Origin of the sequence: Cellulomonas sp. T2.31MG-18 (assembly GCF_964266755.1) — a bacterium.
GTDB lineage: Bacteria > Actinomycetota > Actinomycetes > Actinomycetales > Cellulomonadaceae > Cellulomonas.
On record NZ_CAXWGW010000001.1, the window covers coordinates 1,548,300 to 1,572,326 of the forward strand.

A 24,027-nucleotide genomic window follows, 5' to 3' on the forward strand; every position below is an offset into this window, starting at 1 on the left:
CCGGTGCCCTTCGGGGCCCGGTCACCGGCACGTCAGCATCACCCCGCCGTACCCGGGGGAACCGGCCACCAGTGGAGGACATGTGAGCCCGCAGGGCAAGGATCGCTCCGACAAGTGGACCCGGCGGGTGCTGCTCAAGCTCTCCGGAGAATCGTTCGGCGGCGGGAGCGTCGGGCTCGCGGCGGACGTGGTGCGGCGCATCGCGGACGAGATCGCGGTGGCCGTGCGCAACGGCGTGCAGGTGGCGATCGTCGTCGGCGGCGGCAACTTCTTCCGCGGGGCCGAGCTGGCGCAGAACGGCATGGACCGGGCTCGCGCCGACTACATGGGCATGCTGGGCACGGTGATGAACTGCCTGGCCCTGCAGGACTTCCTGGAGCAGGCCGGCGTCAGCACCCGCGTCCAGACCGCGATCACGATGGGCCAGGTCGCCGAGCCGTACATCCCGCTGCGGGCGATCCGGCACCTGGAGAAGGGCCGCGTCGTGATCTTCGGCGCCGGGGCAGGCATGCCGTTCTTCTCCACGGACACGGTGGCGGTGCAGCGGGCTCTCGAGACCCACTGCCAGGAGGTGCTGATGGGCAAGAACGGCGTGGACGGCGTCTACAGCGCCGACCCGCGCCGCGACCCGTCGGCCCGCAAGCTCGACCACCTGACCTACACCGAGGCGCTGGTCCAGGGCCTCGAGGTGATGGACGCGACGGCCCTGTCCCTGTGCCGTGACAACGACGTCCGCATGGTCGTGTTCGGCCTCGAGGAGCGCGGGAACGTCACCCGCGCGCTCGACGGTGAGAGGATCGGCACGCTCGTCACGACGAGCTGACGTCCCAGCCCACGACCCCATCCCCACCCGTATCGCAGCACGAAGGAGCTCGGCGTGATCGACGAGACCCTCCTCGAGGCCGAGGAGAAGATGGACAAGGCGATCGAGGTCGCGAAGGACGACTTCTCGTCGATCCGCACCGGCCGTGCGAACGCGGCGATGTTCTCCAAGATCCTGGTCGACTACTACGGGAGCCCGACGCCGCTGCAGCAGCTGGCGTCGTTCAACGTGCCCGAGGCGCGGACGATGCTGATCTCCCCGTTCGACAAGTCCTCGATGCACGCCATCGAGAAGGCGATCCGCGACTCCGACCTCGGGGTGAACCCGACGGACGACGGTGGCGTGATCCGCGTCGTGCTCCCGGCGCTGACCGCCGAGCGGCGCAAGGACTTCGTCAAGCTCGCGAAGACCAAGGCCGAGGACGCCCGCGTCTCGGTGCGCAGCGTGCGTCGGCACGCCAAGGACGAGCTGGACCGGATCGCCCGTGACGGCGAGGCCGGCGAGGACGAGGTCGCCCGCGCCGAGAAGGAGCTCGAGGCCCTCACCAAGAAGCACGTCGAGCTGGTGGACCACCTGCTCGCCACCAAGGAGAGCGAGCTGCTCGAGGTCTGATGTCGCAGCTCGCCGCCCCCCGCACCCCGACTCCGGGCCGTGACCTGCCGGTCGCGGTCGCGGTGGGTCTCGGCCTGCTCGGCGTGGTGGTCGCCTCGTTGTTCATCCGCAAGGAGGCCTTCGGCGTCCTGGCGGTGATCCTGGTCTGCGGGGCGATGTGGGAGCTCGCGCGCGCGTTCACCCGCCGCGACGTGCACCTGCCGCTGGTCCCGCTGATCGTCGGCTCGATCGGGATCCTCGTGTCGGCGTACACCGCCGGTCCGGAGGCGCTGATCGTGGCGTTCGTCCTCACCGTCGGCGGTGCCGTGGTCTGGCGCGTGCTGGACGGCTCCGGCCGGCCGGCGCTGCGCGACTCGACGGCCGCGGCGTTCGCTGCGGCGTACCTGCCGTTCCTCGCCGGCTTCGCGATGCTGATGCTCGCCCAGCCGGACGGGCCGTCCCGCACGCTCGTGTTCGTCCTGCTCGCAGTGGCGAGCGACGTCGGTGGCTACTCCGTGGGGGTGCTGCTCGGACGGCATCCGCTCGCGCCGAGCGTGAGCCCGAAGAAGAGCTGGGAGGGGTTGGCCGGATCGGTGGTGCTGGCCTGCGTGGTCGGGGTGGTCGGCGTGCAGGTCGCCTTCGGCGCGCAGCCCTACGTCGGCGTGCTGCTGGGCCTCGCGACGGTGTGCACGGCCACGCTCGGCGACCTGTCGGAGTCGATGCTGAAGCGGGACCTCGAGCTGAAGGACATGGGCAGCCTGCTGCCCGGCCACGGCGGCCTGCTCGACCGCCTCGACTCGTTGCTGCTCACGGCGCCCGCGGTGTACCTGGTGCTCGCCGTGCTGGTGCCGGTCCGATGACCGGCACCCCGGTCCGGCTGGACCTCTCCTCGCCGTCCCGCGGTCCGCGGGGCAAGCCGCCGCGCCACTTCGTCGACCTGACGCCGTCGGAGCGTGCGGCGGCCGTGCAGGCGCTCGGCCAGCCGGCGTTCCGGGCCCGCCAGCTCGCGACGCACTACTTCACGCACCTCACCGTGGACCCCGAGGCGATGACCGACCTGCCAGCGGCCGCTCGGGACACACTGGCGGCCGACCTGTTCCCACCGCTGCTGACTCCGGCGCGCACACTGACCGCCGACCGTGGGACCACGGTGAAGACGCTGTGGCACCTGTTCGACGGCGCCCGCGTCGAGTCGGTGCTGATGCGGTACCCGGACCGTGCCACGCTCTGCGTCTCCAGCCAGGCCGGGTGCGGTCTGGCGTGCGCCTTCTGCGCCACCGGTCAGCTGGGCCTCACCCGGAACCTGTCGACGGCCGAGATCGTCGAGCAGGTGCGGCGCGCGGCACGCTCCCTCGCGGACGGCGAGGTGGCCGGCGGGGCGACCCGGCTGAGCAACGTCGTGTTCATGGGGATGGGCGAGCCCCTGGCGAACTACCGCTCGGTGATGGCCACCGTGCGGCTCCTGGTCGCGGCCCCGCCGGAGGGTCTCGGTCTGTCCGCGCGCAACGTGACGGTGTCGACCGTCGGGCTGGTGCCGGCGATGGACCGGCTGGCCGACGAGGGCATCCCGGTGACGCTGGCCCTGTCGCTGCACGCCCCGGACGACGAGCTGCGCAGCGAGCTGGTCCCGGTGAACACCCGGTGGAGCGTCGACGAGGCGATCGACAGCGCGCGCCGGTACTTCGACCGGACCGGCCGTCGGGTGTCCATCGAGTACGCGCTGATCCGCGACGTGAACGACCACGCCTGGCGCGCCGACCTGCTGGGGGAGAAGCTCGCGGCGCGGGGTCAGGGGTGGGTGCACTGCAACCCGATCCCGCTCAACCCGGTGCCGGGCTCCCGCTGGACGGCGAGCGACCCCGCGGTGGAGGCGGAGTTCGTCGCGCGGCTGCGCGCGCACGGCATCCCCACGACGGTGCGGGACACCCGCGGCAGCGAGATCGACGGTGCGTGCGGTCAGCTCGCGGCGGTCGAGGACGAGGCGGCCGGTGTGCCGGCGAGCGAGGAGGAGCGGTGAGCGATGGGATGTTCCGCACGGTCTCCAGCGTGCGGCGCGGGTACGACCCGGACGAGGTCGACGAGTTCTTCTCGCACGCGCGGTCGATGTACGAGCAGGGGCCCGCGGGGGGCCTGTCCGGCAAGGACGTACGCCGGGTCTCGTTCTCGATGATCCGCGGCGGGTACGTGACCGCGGCGGTCGACGCCGCCCTGGACCGCCTGGAGGCGGCGTTCGTGGCGCGGTCCCGTGCCGACTTCGTCGCCCAGCGGGGCCAGGAGGCGTGGCTCGCGCACCTCGGCGAGCAGGCGCGCACGCTGTACGGCCGGCTGGGTCGTCCCGACGGTGACCGGTTCGCGCCGCCGGAGGGGCGTCAGCCTGGGTACGAGCCGGCCGATGTCGACGAGCTCTGCCACCGGCTGGTCGCCTACTTCGACACGGGCGCGCCGCTGACCGCCGCGGAGGTGCGCAACGCCACCTTCCGTTCCCGCAGCGGCAAGAGCGGGTACGACGAGGCCTCGGTCGACGCGTTCTTCGGTCGCGCCGTCGAGGTGCTGCTCGGCGTCGAGTGAGCCCGGCGTCGAGTGAGCACGCCGCTGTGACGGGGAGCGCACGTCGTTCGGTGGTGCTGCTGGGCTCCACCGGCTCGATCGGCACCCAGGCGCTGGACGTCGTCGACCGGTTCCCCGAGCGGTTCGAGGTGGTGGGTCTCTCCGCGGGCGGCGGGAACGTCGACCTGCTCGTGGCGCAGGTGCGTGCCCATCACGTGCCGGTGGTGGCCGTGGCCGACGAGGCGGCCGGCGCGGCGGTCCGCGAGCGTCTCGAGGGGACCGGGACGCACGTGCTCACCGGAGCGGACGCCGCGGCGCGCGTCGCCGCGGAGGGAGCCGACGTCGTGCTCAACGGCATCACCGGCTCCGTCGGTCTGGGGCCGACGCTGGCCGCGCTCGGCGCGGGCAGCACGCTCGCGCTCGCCAACAAGGAGTCCCTGGTGGTGGGCGGGCCCCTGGTCCGCGCGGCGCAGCGCCGGCAGGACCAGCTGGTCCCGGTGGACTCCGAGCACTCGGCGATCGCCCAGGCGCTGCGGTCCGGCACGCACGCCGAGGTCCGCCGGCTGGTGCTGACGGCCTCGGGAGGCCCGTTCCGGGGGACCACGCTCGACGAGCGCAAGGCCGCCACGGCGGCACAGGCGCTGAGGCACCCGACGTGGTCGATGGGCCCGGTGGTGACGATCAACTCCGCGACGATGGTGAACAAGGGCCTCGAACTGATCGAGGCGCACCTGTTGTTCGACGTGCCGCCGCAGGACATCACCGTGGTGGTGCACCCGCAGTCGGTCGTGCACTCGATGGTCGAGTTCGTGGACGGGTCCACCGTCGCCCAGGCATCCCCGCCGGACATGCGCCTGCCGATCGCGCTCGGCCTGTCCTGGCCCGATCGGCTCGACGGCGTGGTGCCCGCGTGCGACTGGTCCGGCCCGACGGCCTGGACCTTCGAGCCCCTGGACGAGGACGCGTTCCCCGCCGTGCGCCTCGCCCGTGCCGCCCTGGCGGCGTCGGCGACGCACCCTGCCGTCTACAACGCGGCGAACGAGGAGTCCGTCGCCGCGTTCCTGGCCGGTCGCATCGGGTTCCTCGACATCGTCGCGACGGTCCGCCGCGTGCTCGACGAGCACGCAGGCACGGCCGCGGACGGCATCGACCTGCCGACAGTGCTCGCGGCGGAGCGGTGGGCCCGCGTGCGTGCCCGGCAGCTGCTCGACGAGCGCTGACCGGCACGGCCTGCGCCTGACGGGGGTGCGAGCCGGTCAGCGGCCGCCGCTGCGGTGCTCCCTCAACGTCTCGGCCTCGTCGGCGAGGCGAGCCGCCCAGCCGGCCGCCGTCACCTCGGCGCTGCGCACAACGCCGCGCGCCCATCGCGGGGACCGGTGCCCCACCCACGGCAGGTGGACCAGAGCCGAGTCCGCCCCTGTCACCAGGTCGGCCAGCGTCCGGCCGGCGAGGTTCGCGGCGGCGACCCCGTCGTCCCCGTAGCCCCCTGCCCAACCGAGTCCGGACTCGGCGTCGAGACCTACCGACGGATGACCGTCGCGGGGGACGCCGACCGGGCCGCCCCACCGGTGCGTCACCGCGACGCCGTCGGCCGCGGGGAACAGGCTCCGCAGGCCGCGCTCGAACCGCTCCCACGGTGCGTCCAGGTCCCCGGGGACCTCGTCGAACGCCCGGACCGCGCCTCCTGCCGCCCGCCCACCCAGCACCAGGCGGTCGTCCGTCGTCCGGGCGCCGCGGAGCGCCAGGTGCGCGACGTCCTCGAAGGTCCCACCCGGTCGGAGACCGACCCGGTCCCAGACCTGCTGGTCCAGCGGCTCGGTGGCCAGCAGCTGCGTGCGCACCGGCGCGACGTCGCGGGTGGAGCCGGGCAGCTGCGCCGACCAGGCCTCGACGGCGCGCACCACCCACCGGGCGCGCACGGTGCCGTGGAGCGTCACCACGGCGCGCGGCGAGATCCGCACCACCCGTGTCTGCTCGACCAGCCTCGCGCCCCGCGACACGACCAGGTCGGCCAGCTCGCGCACCAGCGCGGCCGGTTGGAGGAAGGCGCAGTCCGGGGTGTACGCCCCACCCAGCACGCCGGCGGCCACCAGGTGGGTGGCGACCTCGTCGGGCCCCAGCAGCTCGAGCTCGTCGCCCCAGGCGGCCGCCTCCGCGGCGTGCGCCCGCAGCCGCGCGAGCTGCGCGCCGTTGCGCGCGACGCTGACGGTGCCGGCGTAGGTGAAGTCGCACGCGAGGTGCTCCGCGGCGGCCACGCCCCCGACCTCGACCACCGCGTCCCGCATCGCGGCGCGCAGGTCGCGCGCGGCCTCGGCACCGTGCAGGCGGGCCAGCTCCGCGGCGGAGACGCCGAGGCGTGCCGAGCACCAGCCGCTGCTGCTCCCGCTCGCCCCGGCTCCGGCGACGTCCTGGTCGAGGACGAGCACGTCGAGACCGGGGTCGGCCTCCTGGAGGTAGTAGGCGGTCCACAGACCGGTCAGGCCGGCACCGACGACGGCGACGTCGGCCGTCGTGTCGCCGTCGAGCGGCGGTCGTGGCACCGCCTCCTGCGGCCGGGCGGTGAGCAGCTGGTCCCACCACAGCGAGCGGTGCGGGGACGCCATGCCGTGATCGTTCCACAGCCCCTGGTGACCGGCCTGTCCGGCTCCGTGCCGTCGGCCGTGTGCGGACCGCTGCGCCGGACGGACGTCGTCCGGCGCCTTCCCAGGCCGTTTCGAGGCAGGTCCCAGGCAGGCAGCGGACAATGGTGCGGCCGGCGGCTGCCGGCGCAGGACGGGACGGCCCGGAACGGGCGGAAGGTCGGTCGCGGCTCATGGCCTATGTGGTGGCGGTGCTCATCGTCGTCGTCGTCCTGCTGGCGTCGATCGGCCTGCACGAGCTGGGCCACATGATCCCCGCCAAGCGGTTCGGTGTGCGGGTCAGCCAGTACATGGTCGGCTTCGGCCCGACGCTGTGGTCCCGCACGCGCGGCGAGACGGAGTACGGCCTCAAGGCGATCCCGCTCGGCGGCTACGTGCGGCTGGTCGGCATGTACCCGACCGCGGCCGCGGTGGAGGCGAAGGAGCCGCGGACGTGGGCCGGTCGGCTCGCGGCCGACGCCCGCGCCGCCAGCGCCGAGGAGATCCACCCGGGGGAGGACAACCGGGCGTTCTACCGCCTGTCCACGCCGAAGAAGCTCGTGGTGATGATGGGCGGCCCGGTGATGAACCTGCTGATCGCCGTGGTGCTGCTCGGCATCGCCTACGTCGGCATCGGCATCCCCGGCACGACCACCACCGTGGCGGAGGTCTCGCAGTGCGTGCTGCCCGCCAGCTCGACGGCGACGGCGTGCCAGGCCGGCGATCCGGCGGCTCCCGCGGCCGCGGCCGGTCTGAAGCCGGGCGACCACGTCGTCTCCTACGACGGCACCGCGGTCACGTCGTGGACGCAGCTGACAGCGCTGATCAGGGCCTCCGGCGGCCAGACGGTGCCCTTGGTGGTGCAGCGCGCCGGCTCGCCGATCACGTTGACGGTCACCCCGATCGTCACGGACCGCCCGGTGCTGGACGCCAACGGCAACGTGGTGACCAACGCAGACGGCACGGCCAAGACCCGGAAGGCCGGCTTCCTCGGCGCGACCCCGACCACCGCCACCCAGCGGATGTCCGTGCTGAGCCTGCCCGGCCAGGTGGCCGACCGGACCTGGCAGACGATGAAGATCGTGGTCGCCCTGCCGCAGCGCACCGCCCAGGTGGTCAGCGAGACGGTGAACGGCCAGCCCCGCGACTCGAGCAGCGTGGTCGGCATCGTCGGCGTCGGCCGGCTGGCCGGGGAGATCGCCTCGGACAAGGCCGCGGGCGTCGACCTGGGCCTGCGGGCCGTCGGGCTGCTGGAGATGCTCGCCGCCCTGAACATCAGCCTGTTCGTGTTCAACCTCATACCGCTGCCGCCGCTCGACGGCGGCCACGTCGCCTCCGCCCTCTGGGAGGGCGCGAAGCGGCAGGTGGCGCGGCTGCGAGGGCTGGCCCGGCCTCGCCCGTTCGACTCGGCGCGCCTGGTCCCGCTCGCCTACGGGATGTTCGTCGTGCTCGGCGGCATGGGGCTGGTGCTGGTGTGGGCCGACCTCGTCAACCCGGTCCGGCTCGGCTGAGTGGGATGATGAGGCAGTGAGCCCCGCCATCAACCTCGGCATGCCTGCGTCTCCGGCGCCCGTCCTCGCGCCGCGGCGACCCACCCGCAAGATCCGCGTCGGCAAGGTCGAGGTCGGTGGCGACGCGCCGATCAGCGTCCAGTCGATGACCACGACGCCGACCACCGACATCAACGCGACCCTGCAGCAGATCGCCGCCCTGACCGCGGCCGGCTGCGACATCGTCCGGGTGGCCGTCCCGAGCCAGGACGACGCCGACGCGCTGCCCGCGATCGCGCACAAGTCGCAGATCCCGGTGATCGCCGACATCCACTTCCAGCCGAAGTACGTGTTCGCCGCGATCGACGCCGGCTGCGCCGCCGTCCGGGTCAACCCCGGCAACATCCGCAAGTTCGACGACCAGATCCGCGAGATCGCCAAGGCCGCGACGGACGCCGGGGTCTCGCTGCGCATCGGCGTCAACGCCGGCTCCCTGGACCCGCGGCTGCTCCAGAAGTACGGCTCGGCCACCCCGGAGGCGCTCGTCGAGTCGGCCGTCTGGGAGGCGTCGCTGTTCGAGGAGCACGACTTCCACGACTTCAAGATCTCGGTGAAGCACCACGACCCCGTCGTGATGGTGCGCGCCTACGAGCTGCTGTCCGAGCGGGGGGACTGGCCCCTGCACCTCGGGGTGACCGAGGCCGGTCCGGCCTTCCAGGGCACCATCAAGTCCGCCACCGCGTTCGGCGCGCTGCTGAGCAAGGGGATCGGCGACACCATCCGCGTCTCCCTGTCCGCCCCGCCGGTCGAGGAGGTCAAGGTCGGCATCCAGATCCTGCAGTCGCTCAACCTGCGGCCGCGCAAGCTGGAGATCGTCTCCTGCCCGTCCTGCGGACGGGCCCAGGTGGACGTGTACTCGCTCGCCGAGCGGGTCACCGCCGGGCTGGAGGGCATGGAGGTCCCGCTGCGGGTCGCGGTGATGGGGTGCGTCGTCAACGGCCCCGGTGAGGCGCGCGAGGCGGACCTCGGTGTCGCGTCCGGCAACGGCAAGGGCCAGATCTTCGTCCGCGGCGAGGTGATCAAGACGGTCCCGGAGTCGAAGATCGTCGAGACGCTCATCGAGGAGGCCATGCGCCTGGCCGAGACGATGGACCCGGTCGAGACGGGCTCCGGCACCCCCACCGTCAGCGTCGGCTGAGTCCTGCGGCCCACCGCCACGCCGGCTGGTCCGGCCGAGCCGCGCCCGTCCCGTCGGTACGGCACAATCACCGCATGACAGCCCTGCGGGCCGCCGTGCTCGACGGTCGCACCGGCGCTGCCGTCCTCACCGACGAGGACGTCACCGGCGCGCTGGGGCTGTGCGCCCTCGACCCGGTGGGCACCGTGCTGGCGACGACCCGGCTGGACCACGCCCGCACCTCCGGCCTCCGGTCGGCGGGCGGTGAGCTGTGGGGGTACGCCGAGGCCGGTGAGCTGGTCGCGGCCTGCTGGGTGGGGGCGAACCTGGTGCCGATCCTGCCAGGCTTGGCGGGGCCGGTGCGGGACCGGGCGCTCGACGCGTTCGCCAAGCTCGGTGCGTACCGGGGGCGACGGTGCTCGTCGTTGGTGGGTCCCCGGGACGACGTGCTGGACCTGTGGCGTCGGCTGGACGGCCTGTGGCCCGCCGCCCGGGACGTGCGGCCCGACCAGCCGTCCATGGTGATCGACTCGGACCCGCCGCTCGCACCCGACCCGCTGGTGCGCCGGTCACGGCCGGAGGAGCTCGACGCCGTGCTGCCCGCGTGCGTCGCGATGTTCACCGAGGAGGTCGGTTACTCGCCCCTCGCAGGCTCCGGAGGTTTCTACGAGGCACGCGTCCGGTCGCTGATCACCCAGCGACGCTCCTTCGTCCGGATCGAGGACGGCTCCGTGGTGTTCAAGGCGGAGGTCGCGGCGGTCGCGGGGGGCGTGGCTCAGGTCCAGGGGGTCTGGGTCCGGCCGGACCGACGTGGTGAGGGGCTGTCCGAGGGCGGCATGGCAGCCGTCGTGCGGAGCACGCGGGACGAGATCGCGCCGCTGGTGTCGCTGTACGCGAACGCGCACAACGTGCGGGCGGTCGCGGCGTACCGGGCGGTCGGCTTCCGGCAGGTCGGCACGTACGCGACCGTGCTGTTCTAGCCGCCGGCCCCGGCACCGGCCGGCGGCTACGGGCAGGGACGCGACGGTTCGCCGGAGCCGCGGCGGGTCAGCGCAGCAGCCGCGAGAGCCGGCGGTCCGCGAGCGGCTTGCCGCCCGTCTGGCACGTGGGGCAGTACTGCAGCGACGAGTCGGCGAACGACACCTCGTGCACCGTGTCGCCGCACGGCTCGCCGTTCCAGCCGGGGCACGGCAGCCCGGTGCGTCCGTGCACGCGCATCGACCGGCGCTTGGAGTCCTTGAGCTCGGCAGCCGGTTTGCCGGCGGCGGCCACCACGGCCTCCGTCAGGACCCGCCGGACGGCGTCGTAGAGCACCCGGGTGCGTTCCGCGTCGAACGACCTCGTCGGGGCGAACGGGCTGGTGCGGGCGGCGTGCAGGATCTCGTCGGAGTACGCGTTCCCGATGCCGGCGATGGTGCCCTGGTCGCGCAGCAGCCCCTTGATCTGCTGGTTGCGGGCCGCCATCAGCTCGCCGAGCCGTTCGGGGGTGAACTCGTCGGACAGCGGTTCGACGCCGAGCGTGGCGATCTGCGGGATCTCCTCGACGTCCTCGACCACGTGCACCGCCAGCCGTTTGCGCGTGCCCGCCTCGGTCAGGTCGAACCCGGACCCGTCGTCCAGGCGGAGCCGGAGCGCGATGGGGGACCGGCCTGGTCGCACCGGGGTGGTCGACAGCTGTTCCGACCAGCGCACCCAGCCCGCGCGGGACAGGTGCCACACCAGGTGCAGCGGCTCACCGGCCGGGGTCGCGGCGAGGAGGTCCAGCCACTTGCCGTGGCGCAGCACGTCGACGACGACTGCGCCGACCAACGCGTCGGGAGGCGGCGAGAACGTCTTCAGCGCGCTGATCGCACCCACCTCCACCGCCGTGACGGTGCGACCCACGGCCCGCCCGCGCAGGAACTGGGCGAGCGCCTCGACCTCCGGCAGCTCAGGCACGCGCCCATCGTGGCGCATGCCGCCGACGTCGTCGCCTGCGACGGCTGCGCCGCGCTCCCGCCGGACGTGCGTGCCGGACCGCCGGTGCCGGGCAACTAGCCTTGCGCCCATGCTCTTGCGCCTGTCCAGCCTGTTCGTCCGCACGCTTCGCGAGGACCCGGTCGATGCCGAGGTCGCCAGCCACAAGCTCCTGGTCCGCGCCGGGTACATCCGGCGCGCCGCACCGGGCATCTACACGTGGCTCCCGCTCGGCCTGCGCGTGCTGGCGAAGGTCGAGGGCGTGGTGCGCGAGGAGATGGTCGCCGCCGGCGCCCAGGAGGTGCACTTCCCGGCGCTGCTGCCCAAGGAGCCCTACGAGGCGACGGGTCGGTGGACCGAGTACGGGCCGAACATCTTCCGGCTCAAGGACCGGAAGGGCGGCGACTACCTGCTCGCGCCGACGCACGAGGAGATGTTCACGCTCCTGGTGAAGGACCTGTACTCGTCGTACAAGGACCTGCCGCTCACGCTGTTCCAGATCCAGACGAAGTACCGCGACGAGGCCCGGCCCCGCGCGGGTCTGATCCGGGGGCGCGAGTTCATCATGAAGGACGCGTACACCTTCGACCTCGACGACGACGGCCTCGCAGCCTCGTACCAGGCGCAGCGCGACGCCTACGTGCGCATCTTCGACCGGCTCGGCCTCGAGCACGTCATCGTCGCCGCGACCTCCGGGGCGATGGGTGGCTCGCGGTCGGAGGAGTTCCTCACCCCGACCGCGATCGGCGAGGACACCTTCGTCCGGTCGCCCGGCGGCTACGCCGCCAACGTCGAGGCGGTCACCACCGTCGTGCCGCCGTCGGTGCCCTGGGACGACGCACCGGCACCGCACGTCGAGGACACGCCCGACACCCCGACGATCGACTCGTTGGTCGCCCTGGCCAACGACCGGTTCCCGCGGCCGGACCGGGCGTGGACGGCTGCCGACACGCTGAAGAACGTCGTGTTCGCGCTGGTGCACCCCGGCGGGGAGCGCGAGCTGCTCGTCGTCGGTCTTCCCGGCGACCGGGACGTCGACGCCAAGCGGCTCGAGGCGTCGGTCGCCCCCGCCGAGGTGGAGGCGGCCGGTGACGCGGACTTCGCCGCCCACCCGGAGCTGGTGCGCGGGTACATCGGTCCCGCGGTGATGGGGCCGAACGCGCCCGTCGGCCCGGACGGCGAGCGCACGGCGGTCCGCTACCTGCTCGACCCGCGCGTGGTGCCGGGCACCCGGTGGATCACCGGCGCCAACGAGGCGGGTCGGCACGTGTTCGACCTGGTCGCAGGACGTGACTTCACCGCCGACGGCGCGATCGAGGCCGCCGAGGTGCGCGCCGGGGACCCGGCGCCGGACGGCTCCGGACCCCTCGAGCTCGCGCGCGGCATCGAGATCGGCCACATCTTCGCCCTCGGGCGCAAGTACGCCCAGGCGCTGGGCCTGACGGTGCTCGACCAGAACGGCAAGGCCCAGGTGGTCACCATGGGGTCGTACGGCATCGGCGTCAGCCGCGTGCTGGCGGCCCTCGCGGAGGCGAACCACGACGAGCGCGGCCTCGCGTGGCCGGCGGCGGTGGCGCCGGCGCACGTGCACGTGGTGGCGACCGGCAAGGACCAGGCGGTGTTCGAGGCGGCCGAGGCGCTGGCGGGGACGCTGGCAGCCCGTGGTGTCGAGGTGCTGTACGACGACCGGCCGAAGGTGTCGCCCGGCGTGAAGTTCGCCGACGCCGAGCTGCTCGGCGTGCCGCTCGTGGTGGTGGTCGGACGCGGCCTGGCCGACGGCGTGGTGGAGGTCCGCCCGCGTGTCGGGGGCGAGGCGCGGCAGGTGCCGGTGGCGACGGCTGCCGACGTGGTCGCCGAGCTCGTGGACGGGCTGCTCGCCGACTGACCGGGGCCCTCGCCGACCGACCGGGGTCCTCGCCGGCCGACCGGGGTCCCCGCGACGGCGCGTCGCGGGGACCGTCAGCGGGTGGGCGTGGCGGACGGTGCGGCCGAGGGTGCGGCAGACGCCGTCGGAAGCACGAGCCCGGGAAGCGGGTCGGGCGCGCCGCCCCAGGCGACCACCGCGTCGGCGGCGGTGCGGAGGTCGCCGATCAGGGCACCACGCTGGCTGGCAGGCGCGGCGGCCACCATGGTGGCGTCGGCGCGAGCGACGGCTTCCTCCAAGGTCCGGGCCAGGGCCGTCGCGGTCGCGGCGTCACGCAGACCGGTGGGCAGCGTGTACGCCGCTCGTCGCGGGTCCCGTGCGGTGGCCGCGGTCCCGGCGCGCACGGCCCAGGCCTCCGCGGCCGCTCGGTGCGCACGCGCGGCCGCGAGCGCCCGGGCACGCGCCGCGCCCTCGAGCTTCGCCGCGACCACCTCCAGGCCGTAGCCGGCCTGGTCGTGGACCACCGTCAGGGCGTCGAGGTCGGCCGGGCTGAGCCCGGACGCGGAGCCGGACGTGGTCGCCGACGGGCTCGGAGCCCCCGACGTGCCCTGCGTCGGGACGGCCGTCGGCGTCGCGGCACCTGTCGTCGGCGTCACGGCCGGCGCAGGCACGCCCAGTGCCGTGGCCAGCCGGCTCGCGAGCTGGGCCCGAGAGGTGCCGATCGCGGCGAGCAGCCGAGCCATCCCGCCGTCCGGCACGGACTCGGCGGTGCCCAGCGCGTCGGCCGCCGACGAGACGAGCACCGCCAGCACATCCGCCGGGGTGCTGGGCGGTGCGGTGGCCGTCGGCGTGGCGGTGGCCGGTCCGCTGGGGTGCAGGCCCGAGGAGTACACGCCTCCGAGCTCGGCTGCGTGGCGCGTGCTGAACGCGACGACGTCGTCCAGCACGGGGGCCACCGCAGCGGCGGTCCCGGCCGCCGTGCCGCGCGCCGCGTGCGCGGTCTGCTCCAACGTCAGCGCGTCGTCCACCGCTCGGGAACGCAGCAGCTCGGCCGCCGACCGTGCAGGTTCCGTGGCGGCGGGGGTCGCTAGCCGCAGCTCGCAGCCGCTGAGTCCCAGGCCGAGCGCCACGCTCAGGGCGAGGGCGACGGCCGCGTGGCTGCGTCGGAGGACTGGGGCGCTCATCGCGGGCGATCCTCCCACGGCCCTCGACCGGCGACCGGCGGCACGCGCGGACTCGTTAGGCTGGTCCGGCACGTCGCGAGGTCAGGTCCTCGGCGAGCTCCTCGGGGGCACGTGCAGGTGAGCGGAGGCGGAGATGGCGGCGGCGACCCCGGAGCGGGTGCGGCAGCTCGTCGCACCCGCCGTCGAGCGGACCGGCCTGGTGCTGGAGGACGTCGCCGTGGTCGGCACCGGTCCGCGCACCGTGGTCCGGGTGACCGTCGACCTGACCGAGGACGACGCGGCGGAGCTCGACCTGGACCGCGTCGCGCTGGTGCACCAGGCCGTGTCCGAGGCGCTCGACGAGGCCGACGTGCCGTCCGGTCCGTACACGCTGGAGGTGTCCAGCCCCGGCGTGGCCCGCCCGCTGACGCAGCGCCGCCACTACGTGCGCGCGGTCGGGCGCTCGGTGCGCCTGCGGCTCGACGACGGGTCGGAGGTGGTGGGCCGGCTCGACCGGGTCGACGGGCCGGCGGACGACGCGGTGGCGGTGGTCGTGCCGGTGACCTCGCCCGGCAAGGGACGGCGACCCGTCGAGGGTCCGCCGCAGCAGGTGCCGCTGCACCGGGTGGTCGACGGCAGGGTCGAGGTGGACCTGAAGGGGCTCGGCCCGGTCGAGGAGCCAGGACCGGACGGCGAGGACGTGGCAGGCACCGGTACGCGGGACGACGAGCGAGGGGAGGCGTGACGTGGACATCGACATGCAGGCGCTGCGACTGATCGAGCGCGAGAGGGACATCAGCCTGGACGTGCTGGTCGAGGCGATCGAGCAGGCGCTGCTCTCCGCGTACCACCGGACGCCGGGTGCGTACCCACGGGCCCGGGTGGAGCTCGACCGCCAGACCGGGCACGTGACGGTGTGGGCGCGCGAGCCGCTGCCGGCACCCGACGCCCCGCCGGTCGAGGGCGAGGAGGAGGCCGTCCCGGCACCCGTGGAGCTGGGACCCGAGTTCGACCACACCCCGGCCGGCTTCGGAAGGATCGCGACCTCGACGGCGAGGCAGGTGATCGTGCAGCGCCTGCGCGACGCCGAGGACGACGCGGTGCTCGGCACCTTCCGCGGCAAGGAGGGGGAGGTGCTCGGCGGCGTCATCCAGCAGGGTCGTGACCCCCGCACGGTGCTCGTCGACATCGGCGGCACCGAGGCGGTGCTGCCCGCGCACGAGCAGGTGCCCACCGAGCAGTACGTCCACGGCGAGCGCATCCGCGGGTACGTGCTCGAGGTGGCTCGCGGCAACCGCGGTCCGCAGGTGACCCTGTCCCGGACGCACCCGGGGCTGGTCCGCAAGCTGTTCGCCCTCGAGGTGCCCGAGGTGGCCGACGGGACCGTGGAGATCACGGCGATCGCCCGCGAGGCCGGTCACCGGACCAAGATGGCGGTCCGCGCCACCGTCCCGGGGGTCAACGCCAAGGGAGCGTGCATCGGCCCGCTCGGCGGCCGTGTGCGCGCCGTGATGGCGGAGCTGCACGGCGAGAAGATCGACATCGTCGACCACTCGGACGACCCGGCGGAGATGGTGGCCAACGCCCTGTCGCCGGCCCGGGTCCTCTCGGTCACGGTCGTCGACCCGGTCGCCCGGGCTGCCCGGGTCGTCGTGCCCGACTACCAGCTGTCGCTGGCGATCGGCAAGGAGGGGCAGAACGCGCGGCTCGCAGCGAAGCTGACGGGCTGGCGCATCGACATCCGCTCCGACGCGGAACCGGCCGCGGGTGCGGCAGCGGGACAACCGGGTGCGGCCGACGAACGCTGACGAGAGCGCGCTTCCGGGCGGCGTGTGGTCCCGACCTGCCGCCGAGCAGGCGGTCCGGGGTAGACTTGCCACGCCTGGGCGGCGCGCCCGGCTTCCCTCGTCCCCCGGTGCGGGCTCTGGCCCGCTCCGGACGTGCGTCGGCTGCCGTGCGACAGCCCCCCGGTACGCCCTGCTGAGGGTGGTCGCCAGCACCACAGGGACCGGAACGTCGGTCCTCGTGGTGGACACCGGCCGCCGGATGCCGGGAAGGGGTGCGTGGCTGCACCCCGATCCGCACTGTCTCGAGCTCGCCGAACGTCGGCGTGCGTTCGGGCGGGCCCTGCGAGTGCCGGGTCTGCTGGACGTCACCGTCGTCCGCCGTCATCTCGAGGCGTCGGAGCAGGACCCCACCGGGCCGGTCCCGGAGGGGTAGCCACCGTCGATGAGGAAAGCGGGTCAGGAAGCCGATGGCTGCCCGATGAGCGCGCACCGATGAGTGCCCAGCTATGAGTGCCCAGCACTAACGACGGTCCGACCTGTCCGGGGCGGACCGAGACAGGAGAGATGTGCCCAAGGTCCGCGTCTACGAGCTCGCCAAGGAGCTCGGGGTCGACAGCAAGACCATCATGACCAAGCTCAACGAGCTGGGGGAGTTCGTCAGGTCCCCCTCCTCGACCATCGAGCCCCCCGTCGTGCGCAAGCTGCGCGACACGTACCCCGCGGCGACCAGCGCCGCGCCCGCGGCTCCGGCCCGTCCGGCCGCCCGTCCTGCCGCACCCGCCGCGCCGGCACCGGCCGCGTCGGCACCCGCTGCGCCCGTCAGCGCCGCACCCGTCGCACCGGCTGCCGCTGCAGCTCCCGCGCCGGCGGCGCGCCCGGCAGCCCCGGCTCCCGCACGCCCGGCAGCCGCCGCTCCCGGCCCCCGCCCCGCAGCGCGTCCCGCGGCCTCCGCGCCGGCACCGGCTGCGCCCTCCGCCCGACCCAGCGCACCGGCCCGTCCCGGTGCCGCACCTGGTCCGCGGCCGCAGGCCCGTCCCGGCAACAACCCGTTCGCGCCCTCGCAGGGGATGCCGCGGCAGGGTGACCGCTCCGGCGCCCCGCGCCCGGGTGGTCCGCGTCCGGGGAACAACCCGTTCGCGCCCTCCCAGGGCATGCCGCGTCCGGGCGAGCGCCGCACCGAGGGTGCTCCCGCGGCCGCCGCGGGCGACCGTCCGGGCGGTCCGCGCCCCGCGGGACCCCGTCCCGGCGGCCCGCGTCCGAACCCGGGCATGATGCCCGGCCGCACCTCCAGCGGTGTCGGCCGTCCCGGTGAGCGTCCGGCCCCCGCGGGCCGTGGCGCTGGTCGCGGCGGTCCGGGCGGCCGTCCGGGTGCCCCGGGTGGCGCTCCGGGCGCCGGTGGCGGCGGTTTCGCCGGACGTCCGGGCGGTGGCGGCCGCAGCGGTGGCGCCGGCCGTGGTTCGACGCAGGGCGCCTTCGGGCGTGCCGGCGGTCGTCCCGTCCGTGGGCGGAAGTCGAAGCGCGCGAAGCGCCAGGAGTTCGAGCAGATGCAGGCGCCGTCGCTGGGCGGCGTGTCCGTCCCGCGCGGCAACGGCTCGACCGTCGTGCGCCTGCGTCACGGCTCGTCGCTGAACGACTTCGCCGACAAGATCGACGCCAACCCGGCCTCGCTCGTGACGGTGCTCTTCCACCTCGGTGAGATGGCCACGGCCACCCAGTCGCTGGACGAGGACACCTTCAACGCGCTCGGCGCCGAGCTGGGCTACGTCGTCGAGATGGTCTCGGCGGAGGAGGAGGACCGCGAGCTGCTCGGGTCCTTCGACATCGACCTCGAGGCGGAGGAGGCCGGTGAGTCCGACGAGGACCTGCAGGCCCGGCCGCCCGTGGTCACCGTCATGGGCCACGTCGACCACGGCAAGACGAAGCTGCTGGACGCGATCCGCTCCACCGACGTGGTGGCGGGCGAGGCCGGCGGCATCACCCAGCACATCGGCGCCTACCAGGTGCGCACCGAGCACGAGGGTGTGGACCGGGCGATCACGTTCATCGACACCCCGGGCCACGAGGCGTTCACCGCCATGCGTGCCCGTGGTGCCCAGGTCACCGACATCGCGATCCTCGTGGTGGCGGCGGACGACGGCGTGATGCCCCAGACGATCGAGGCGCTGAACCACGCCCAGGCGGCCGGCGTGCCGATCGTCGTCGCGGTGAACAAGGTGGACAAGGAGGGGGCCAACCCCGCCAAGATCCGTCAGCAGCTGACCGAGTACAACCTGGTCGCGGAGGAGTACGGCGGCGACACCATGTTCGTCGACGTCTCCGCCAAGCAGCGCACCGGGATCGACCAGCTGCTCGAGGCGGTGCTGCTCACCGCGGACGCCGCCCTCGACCTGCGGGCCAACCCGGACAAGGACGCGCGCGGCGTGGCGATCGAGGCCAACCTCGACCGCGGTCGCGGTGCCGTCGCGACGGTGCTGGTCCAGTCGGGCACGCTGCACGTCGGGGACGCGATCGTCGCCGGCACGGCCCACGGCCGCGTGCGTGCGATGTTCGACGAGCACGGCGAGAACGTCACCGAGGCGGGTCCGGCCCGTCCCGTGATGGTCCTCGGCCTGGCGTCGGTCCCGAGCGCGGGTGACACCTTCCTGGTGGCGCCCGACGAGCGGACCGCGCGGCAGATCGCCGAGAAGCGCGAGGCCGCCGAGCGTGCCGCCCTCCTGGCCAAGCGCCGCAAGCGCATCAGCCTCGAGGACTTCACCCAGGCGCTGGCCCAGGGCAAGGTCGAGACCCTCAACCTCGTCATCAAGGGCGACGTGTCCGGTGCCGTCGAGGCGCTGGAGGACGCGCTGCTCAAGATCGACGTGGGCGAGGAGGTCGACCTGCGGGTCATCCACCGCGGTGTGGGTGCCATCACGCAGAACGACGTCAACCTGGCCACGGTCGACAACGCGATCATCATCGGCTTCAACGTGAAGTTCGCAGAGCGCGTGGAGGACCTGGCCGACCGCGAGGGCGTCGACGTGCGCTTCTACTCGGTCATCTACCAGGCGATCGACGACGTCGAGGCGGCCCTCAAGGGCATGCTCAAGCCGGAGTACGAGGAGGTGCAGCTCGGCACGGCCGAGGTGCGCGAGGTCTTCCGCTCCTCCAAGTTCGGCAACATCGCCGGTTCGCTGGTCCGTTCCGGCGAGATCCGCCGCAACTCCAAGGCGCGCGTGCTCCGGCACGGGCGCGTCATCGGCGACAACCTCACCATCGAGTCGCTCAAGCGGTTCAAGGACGACGCCACCGAGGTCCGCGAGGGCTACGAGTGCGGCATCGGCCTCGGGTCGTTCAACGACCTGCAGGTGGAGGACGTCATCGAGACGTTCGAGATGCGCGAGAAGCCGCGCTCCTGACGGCGCGCACCGGGCGGGTCACCTTTCGCGGGTGACCCGCCCGGTCCCGTGCGGGTCTCGCCCACGTGGGCAGTGATGAGCACCGAGCGTCGTCGCACCGACATCCCGGCGTGAGCCGGCACCACGAAGGAGGAAGGGCCATGGCGGACCGCCCCCGCGCCCGCAAGATCGCGGACCGCATCCAGCAGGTCGTCGCGCAGATGCTGGACACGCGCGTGAAGGACCCCAGGCTCGGCTACGTCACGGTGACGGACGTGCGCGTCACGGGCGACCTCCAGCACGCGGACATCTTCTACACCGTGCTCGGGGACGACGAGGCGCGGACCGCTTCCGCCGCCGCTCTCGAGAGCGCCAAGGGGCTGATCCGGTCCGAGGTCGGCAAGGCGACGGGCCTGCGCCTGACGCCGACGATCGCGTTCCACCTCGACGCCGTGCCCGAGACGGCCGCCCACCTCGAGGCAGCGCTGTCCGAGGCGGCGCGCCGCGACGCCGAGGTCGCAGCCCTGGCTGCCCGTGCGTCGTACGCCGGGGACTCGGACCCGTACCGACGTCCGGCAGAGGACGCCACGGACGACGACCTCCGCGAGGACGGCGAGCCGGACGCGGACGCCGGCGCGGACGGCTCCGCGCCGTCGACGGCCGAGCCCGCCGCCGGGCCCACCGCCTGACGGCCGTGACCACCCAGGCGGACACCGAACCGCTGCGCCGGCTGCCGGACGGAACCGTCAAGCAGGTCTCGCCCCTGACGGGCACCACCGTCTGGACGCTGCCCGGCCGGGCCAACCGCCCGCTGCCGGACGTGCCCGCACGACGGTCGCCGGTCGACCCGGCGCGCGCCGGCGCGCTCTGCGCCTTCTGCCCGGACCGGTACACCGAGACACCGCCGGAGAAGGCCCGCCTGGTCTGCGACCCGGAGCCGCGCCTGATCGAGCACGTCGCGGCCGCCGCTCTGGGTGAGACCGTCGCCGAGGTCCGCCGCATCCCGAACCTCTACGAGATCCTCTCCGTCGACTACTGGCGGGCCAACCACGGCTACGTGGTTCCGGCCGACGTGGCGGACCGTGCGGCGCGGTACGTGGCCGACCCCGCCGGCCGGGCGCACGTCGTGTCGGTGCTCCGGGCCCGCGCGGCGGCCGGTGCTGCTCCCGCCGGCGGCTCCGACGACCCGCTCGCCGGTGCGGTCGACCTGTTCGCCGGCTCGCACGACGTGGTGGTGGCCCGCCGTCACCTGGTCGACGGCGCCCGGTTCGACGACGAGCTGGCCGGGTCGGGCACGCTGACGCCGGACGAGCACCACCGGTTCATGGCGATGACGGTGCGGACGGTGCAGGACCTGTACGGCTCGCGGCCCGACGCCCTGTACGTCGCCGCCTTCCAGAACTGGCTGCGGCCGGCGGGGGCGTCGTTCGACCACCTCCACAAGCAGGTGGTGGCCATCGACGAGCACGGGCCCCAGGTGGAGCGCGAGCGTGAGCGGCTGCGCGACGAGCCGGACCTGTACAACCACGCGGTGCTCGACGTCGCGCTGCGGCACGGGCTCGTGGTCGCGGCGAACGAGCACGCGGTCGCGATCGCCGGGGTCGGCCACCGCTACCCGGCGTTCGAGGTGTACGCGACCGGCGAGCACCAGCTGCCCTGGGAGCACGACGACGCGGAGGTGCGCGCCGTGTCCGACCTGGTGCACGCGCTGCACGCCGTGTCCGGGGTGCACACGCCCAGCAACGAGGAGTGGCACCACCGGCCGCCGGACGTGGCCGAGCCGATGCCGTGGCGCATCGTGCTGAAGTGGCGCGTCTCGACGCTCGCGGGGTTCGAGGGGGGCACCAAGGTGAACGTCAACACGATCGACCCCTTCACGCTGCGCGACCGCGCGGTCGTCGGCCTGCGTCGGCTGCGGGACGCCGGTGCGATCGCACCGATGCGCATCGGCGAGGAGACGTCGGGCCACCCCGTCCGGCTGCGCTACGCAGGCGTCCGATGAGCGCGCGGCCCGACCGCCCGGCCCGGGCGCAGGACCACCGGCCCACTGCCGCCGACGGCCTGCTGGTGGTCGACAAGCCGGCCGGGGTGACCAGCCACGACGTGGTGGCCCGGGTGCGACGCCTTGCGGCGACCCGCAAGGTCGGCCACGCGGGGACCCTCGACCCGATGGCCACGGGCGTCCTCGTGCTCGGCATCGGGCGCGGCACCCGGCTGCTGACGTACCTGGTCGGCTCCGACAAGGACTACGACGCCACCATCCGCCTCGGCCAGAGCACCACCACGGACGATGCCGAGGGCGAGCTGGTCGCCGCGGCGGGCGCTGCCGAGCTCGACGAGGAGCGGCTTCGGCGCGCCGTGTCGGCGCTGACCGGGCCGATCAGCCAGGTACCCAGCGCGGTCAGCGCGATCAAGGTCGACGGGAAGCGTGCCTACGCGCGGGTCCGGGCCGGTGAAGAGGTCGAGCTCGCCGCCCGCGACGTGGTCGTGTCCCGGTTCGACGTGCTCGACGTGCGCAGGGCGTCGGCGTCGGACGGCACCCCGGTCGTCGACCTGGACGTCTCCGTCACCTGCTCGTCAGGCACCTACGTCCGAGCGCTGGCGCGCGACCTGGGCGCCGCGCTGGGTGCCGGGGGCCACCTGACCGCGCTGCGCAGGACCCGTGTCGGTGCCTACGGCATCGAGGCAGCGACCCCGCTCGACGTCCTCGAGGCCGCGCCGACGGACCGCCCGATCGCCGTGCTGCCCCTGGCGGACGCAGCCCGGGCGATGTTCGCCCCCCGGGAGCTCAGCGAGGCCGAGACCCGGGCGCTGTCCTACGGCCAGCGCCTGGACGCCGTCGCTGCTGCGGGCGGACCGGTGGCGGCGTTCTCCCCGAGCGGAGAGCTGGTGGCGCTCCTGGAGAACCGGGGTGGCCGGGCGGTGCCCCTCCTGGTCTTCGCCCCCGCCTGAGGCGCTGGGACGAGGACCTGCACCGGCGCAGGGGTCAACGGATACGGCGGACACCGGCGCAGGTGGCAGGCTTGGGCACCGGCGTCGAGGACGCCCACCACGGAGGACGACCCGAGCGGGAGCGTGCGTGCAGGTCTGGACGGAGCTGGGCGAGGTGCCGGCGGACTTCGGCCCGAGCGTGGTCACCATCGGCAACTTCGACGGTGTCCACCGTGGGCACACGGGTGTGCTGCAGCGTCTGGCGTCGGACGCGCACGCCGCGGGCCTGCGCTCGGTCGCCGTCACGTTCACGCCGCACCCCGCGCAGGTGCACCGGCCGCAGACCGCGCCGCCCCGCCTGACGGGCGACGCCGACCGGTTGGAGCTGCTGGGGGAGACGGGTCTCGACGCCGTGCTGCTCATCACGTACACGCTGGAGTTCGCCCGGCAGTCGCCCGAGGAGTTCGTCCGGCGCTACCTGGTGGAGGGGCTGCACGCCAGGACCGTCGTCGTCGGGCGTGACGTGCGCTTCGGCCGGGACAACGGCGGGGACCTGGCGGCGATGACGCGGCTGGGCCAGGGCTACGGGTTCGACGTCGAGGTCGTGGAGGACGTCACGGCGGACCCCAGCGTGGGCGACGGCCACAGCGCGGACCCGTTGCGCCGACGGTGGTCGTCCACCTGGGTGCGGGAGCTGCTCGCCGACGGCGACGTGCGGCAGGCGGCGCGCGTGCTCGGGCGGCCGCACCGCATCCGAGGGCTCGTGGTGCACGGCGACGCCCGCGGCCGGGAGCTGGGCTTCCCCACGGCCAACCTGGCGTCGGACGCGACCGGCATGGTGCCGGCCGACGGCGTGTACGCCGGCTGGCTGCGCCGGTTGGCCCACGCCGACGGCACGCCCGTGTCGCCCGACGACCCGGACCGCGTGCTGCCTGCCGCCGTGTCGATCGGGACCAACCCGACGTTCGACGGCGTGGTCCGCCGCGTCGAGGCCTACGTCCTGGACCGCACGGACCTCGACCTGTACGGCGAGGAGGTGGCCGTGGAGCTGGTGGAACGCCTCCGCCCGACGTTGCGGTTCGCGTCGGTCGACGAGCTCCTGGAGCGCATGGGGCAGGACGTGGCGCGGGTGCGCGAGGTGCTCGCCGGCGCCGCCGACCCCGGCGTACGTGTTCTCCCCGGCAGCTGACCGGCGGCAGCTGGCCCCGGCGGCTGACGGGCGGGCCCGAGGTGGACCAACCGGCCGGCGGCAGACGTGCTGGTAGACTTCACGCGCCGTCAGAACGGCCGCGGACCCACAGAGCCCGGGTGGACAAGCCCCGGAGCGCCGCGCAACGAGACACCAGGAGAACCGTTGGCCCTCGACACTGCCACCAAGCAGTCGATCATGACCGAGTACGCGACCCACGAGGGTGACACCGGTTCGCCGGAGGTCCAGATCGCGGTGCTCACGCAGCGCATCAAGGACCTGACCGAGCACCTCAAGGAGCACAAGCACGACCACCACTCCCGTCGTGGTCTGCTGCTCCTCGTCGGGCGCCGTCGTCGGCTGCTCGGCTACCTGCAGAAGATCGACATCGAGCGCTACCGCAGCCTGATCGAGCGGCTCGGCCTGCGCCGTTGACCCACCGGACCAGCCCGGACCCCGCACAGGGTCCGGGCTGGTCCCGCGTCGGGGCCGGTACGCGTCCCTGACGCACGCACCA

General features: G+C 74.0%; 22 protein-coding genes. 19 read left to right on the forward strand and 3 right to left on the reverse strand.

All coding sequences use genetic code 11. The features are described from left to right. Nucleotides 1–82 precede the first annotated feature (82 nt). From pyrH to dxr, 6 genes are read left to right on the forward strand one after another with little or no spacing between them, the layout of a single operon-like run. The gene (gene pyrH, locus ACFQTY_RS07195; protein WP_291758705.1) at nucleotides 83–823 is read left to right on the forward strand and encodes a UMP kinase; all 741 of its coding nucleotides are present in this window, start codon (nucleotides 83–85) and stop codon (nucleotides 821–823) included. Nucleotides 824–877: 54 nt separating this feature from the next. Beyond that, a complete protein-coding gene (gene frr, locus ACFQTY_RS07200; RefSeq protein WP_291758703.1) occupies nucleotides 878–1,435 on the forward strand; it encodes a ribosome recycling factor in 558 nt (185 codons plus the stop codon). Next, a complete protein-coding gene (locus tag ACFQTY_RS07205) occupies nucleotides 1,435–2,274 on the forward strand; it encodes a phosphatidate cytidylyltransferase (RefSeq protein ID WP_291758701.1) in 840 nt (279 codons plus the stop codon). The genes frr and ACFQTY_RS07205 overlap by 1 nt, the downstream gene beginning before the upstream one ends. Continuing rightward, nucleotides 2,271–3,431 carry a 23S rRNA (adenine(2503)-C(2))-methyltransferase RlmN gene (rlmN, locus tag ACFQTY_RS07210; RefSeq protein WP_378098842.1) on the forward strand — a complete coding sequence of 387 codons (1,161 nt, stop codon included), beginning with the start codon at nucleotides 2,271–2,273 and terminating at the stop codon, nucleotides 3,429–3,431. Before ACFQTY_RS07205 ends, rlmN begins: the two co-directional genes overlap by 4 nt. After that, on the forward strand, nucleotides 3,428–3,982 hold the full coding sequence (locus ACFQTY_RS07215) for a DivIVA domain-containing protein (RefSeq protein WP_378098844.1): 555 nt from the start codon (nucleotides 3,428–3,430) through the stop codon (nucleotides 3,980–3,982). The genes rlmN and ACFQTY_RS07215 overlap by 4 nt, the downstream gene beginning before the upstream one ends. 26 nt (nucleotides 3,983–4,008) lie before the next feature. Then, nucleotides 4,009–5,181, forward strand: a complete 1,173-nt coding sequence (dxr, locus tag ACFQTY_RS07220; protein ID WP_378098846.1) for a 1-deoxy-D-xylulose-5-phosphate reductoisomerase — start codon at nucleotides 4,009–4,011, stop codon at nucleotides 5,179–5,181. Nucleotides 5,182–5,217: 36 nt separating this feature from the next. On the opposite strand, the gene ACFQTY_RS07225 is transcribed toward dxr, so the two are convergent. Continuing rightward, on the reverse strand, nucleotides 5,218–6,564 hold the full coding sequence (locus ACFQTY_RS07225) for an NAD(P)/FAD-dependent oxidoreductase (RefSeq protein ID WP_378098848.1): 1,347 nt from the start codon (nucleotides 6,562–6,564) through the stop codon (nucleotides 5,218–5,220). Nucleotides 6,565–6,773: 209 nt separating this feature from the next. Here ACFQTY_RS07225 and ACFQTY_RS07230 point away from each other — a divergent pair, with 209 nt between their 5' ends. From ACFQTY_RS07230 to ACFQTY_RS07240, 3 genes are all read left to right on the forward strand, one after another. Continuing rightward, nucleotides 6,774–8,090 carry a M50 family metallopeptidase gene (locus tag ACFQTY_RS07230; RefSeq protein WP_378098850.1) on the forward strand — a complete coding sequence of 439 codons (1,317 nt, stop codon included), beginning with the start codon at nucleotides 6,774–6,776 and terminating at the stop codon, nucleotides 8,088–8,090. Nucleotides 8,091–8,130: 40 nt separating this feature from the next. Then, nucleotides 8,131–9,267 carry a flavodoxin-dependent (E)-4-hydroxy-3-methylbut-2-enyl-diphosphate synthase gene (gene ispG, locus ACFQTY_RS07235; protein ID WP_378099129.1) on the forward strand — a complete coding sequence of 379 codons (1,137 nt, stop codon included), beginning with the start codon at nucleotides 8,131–8,133 and terminating at the stop codon, nucleotides 9,265–9,267. Nucleotides 9,268–9,341: 74 nt separating this feature from the next. Then, nucleotides 9,342–10,226: a GNAT family N-acetyltransferase gene (locus ACFQTY_RS07240; protein WP_378098852.1), complete on the forward strand. Its 885-nt coding sequence runs from the start codon at nucleotides 9,342–9,344 to the stop codon at nucleotides 10,224–10,226. Nucleotides 10,227–10,293: 67 nt separating this feature from the next. On the opposite strand, the gene ACFQTY_RS07245 is transcribed toward ACFQTY_RS07240, so the two are convergent. Next, nucleotides 10,294–11,184 carry an Fpg/Nei family DNA glycosylase gene (locus ACFQTY_RS07245; protein WP_378098854.1) on the reverse strand — a complete coding sequence of 297 codons (891 nt, stop codon included), beginning with the start codon at nucleotides 11,182–11,184 and terminating at the stop codon, nucleotides 10,294–10,296. A 109-nt stretch (nucleotides 11,185–11,293) separates the two neighbouring features. Between ACFQTY_RS07245 and ACFQTY_RS07250 the strand changes: the two genes are divergently transcribed. After that, nucleotides 11,294–13,087 (forward strand): proline--tRNA ligase, encoded by a 1,794-nt coding sequence (locus ACFQTY_RS07250; RefSeq protein WP_378098856.1) that lies wholly within the window; start codon nucleotides 11,294–11,296, stop codon nucleotides 13,085–13,087. A gap of 74 nt (nucleotides 13,088–13,161) precedes the next feature. Here the strand turns inward: ACFQTY_RS07250 and ACFQTY_RS07255 are convergent, their stop codons facing one another. Beyond that, nucleotides 13,162–14,250, reverse strand: a complete 1,089-nt coding sequence (locus ACFQTY_RS07255; RefSeq protein ID WP_378098858.1) for a DUF4439 domain-containing protein — start codon at nucleotides 14,248–14,250, stop codon at nucleotides 13,162–13,164. 133 nt (nucleotides 14,251–14,383) lie between these two features. On the opposite strand from ACFQTY_RS07255, the gene rimP reads away from it, so the two are divergent. From rimP to rpsO, 9 genes are all read left to right on the forward strand, one after another. Then, a complete protein-coding gene (rimP, locus tag ACFQTY_RS07260) occupies nucleotides 14,384–14,974 on the forward strand; it encodes a ribosome maturation factor RimP (protein WP_378098860.1) in 591 nt (196 codons plus the stop codon). 1 nt (nucleotide 14,975) lies between these two features. Then, nucleotides 14,976–16,037, forward strand: coding sequence for a transcription termination factor NusA (gene nusA / locus ACFQTY_RS07265; protein WP_291758684.1), 1,062 nt, complete (start codon nucleotides 14,976–14,978; stop codon nucleotides 16,035–16,037). 178 nt (nucleotides 16,038–16,215) lie between these two features. Beyond that, nucleotides 16,216–16,449 (forward strand): YlxR family protein, encoded by a 234-nt coding sequence (locus ACFQTY_RS07270; protein ID WP_378098863.1) that lies wholly within the window; start codon nucleotides 16,216–16,218, stop codon nucleotides 16,447–16,449. 133 nt (nucleotides 16,450–16,582) lie between these two features. Beyond that, nucleotides 16,583–19,411, forward strand: a complete 2,829-nt coding sequence (gene infB, locus ACFQTY_RS07275; RefSeq protein WP_378098865.1) for a translation initiation factor IF-2 — start codon at nucleotides 16,583–16,585, stop codon at nucleotides 19,409–19,411. Nucleotides 19,412–19,551: 140 nt separating this feature from the next. After that, nucleotides 19,552–20,079 carry a 30S ribosome-binding factor RbfA gene (gene rbfA / locus ACFQTY_RS07280; protein ID WP_378098867.1) on the forward strand — a complete coding sequence of 176 codons (528 nt, stop codon included), beginning with the start codon at nucleotides 19,552–19,554 and terminating at the stop codon, nucleotides 20,077–20,079. A gap of 5 nt (nucleotides 20,080–20,084) precedes the next feature. Continuing rightward, nucleotides 20,085–21,392, forward strand: coding sequence for a DUF4921 family protein (locus ACFQTY_RS07285; protein WP_378098869.1), 1,308 nt, complete (start codon nucleotides 20,085–20,087; stop codon nucleotides 21,390–21,392). After that, on the forward strand, nucleotides 21,389–22,342 hold the full coding sequence (truB, locus tag ACFQTY_RS07290; protein ID WP_378098871.1) for a tRNA pseudouridine(55) synthase TruB: 954 nt from the start codon (nucleotides 21,389–21,391) through the stop codon (nucleotides 22,340–22,342). Before ACFQTY_RS07285 ends, truB begins: the two co-directional genes overlap by 4 nt. Before the next feature lie 127 nt (nucleotides 22,343–22,469). Further along, on the forward strand, nucleotides 22,470–23,510 hold the full coding sequence (locus ACFQTY_RS07295; protein ID WP_378098873.1) for a bifunctional riboflavin kinase/FAD synthetase: 1,041 nt from the start codon (nucleotides 22,470–22,472) through the stop codon (nucleotides 23,508–23,510). A gap of 165 nt (nucleotides 23,511–23,675) precedes the next feature. After that, nucleotides 23,676–23,945 carry a 30S ribosomal protein S15 gene (gene rpsO / locus ACFQTY_RS07300; RefSeq protein WP_263732369.1) on the forward strand — a complete coding sequence of 90 codons (270 nt, stop codon included), beginning with the start codon at nucleotides 23,676–23,678 and terminating at the stop codon, nucleotides 23,943–23,945. Nucleotides 23,946–24,027 lie beyond the last annotated feature (82 nt).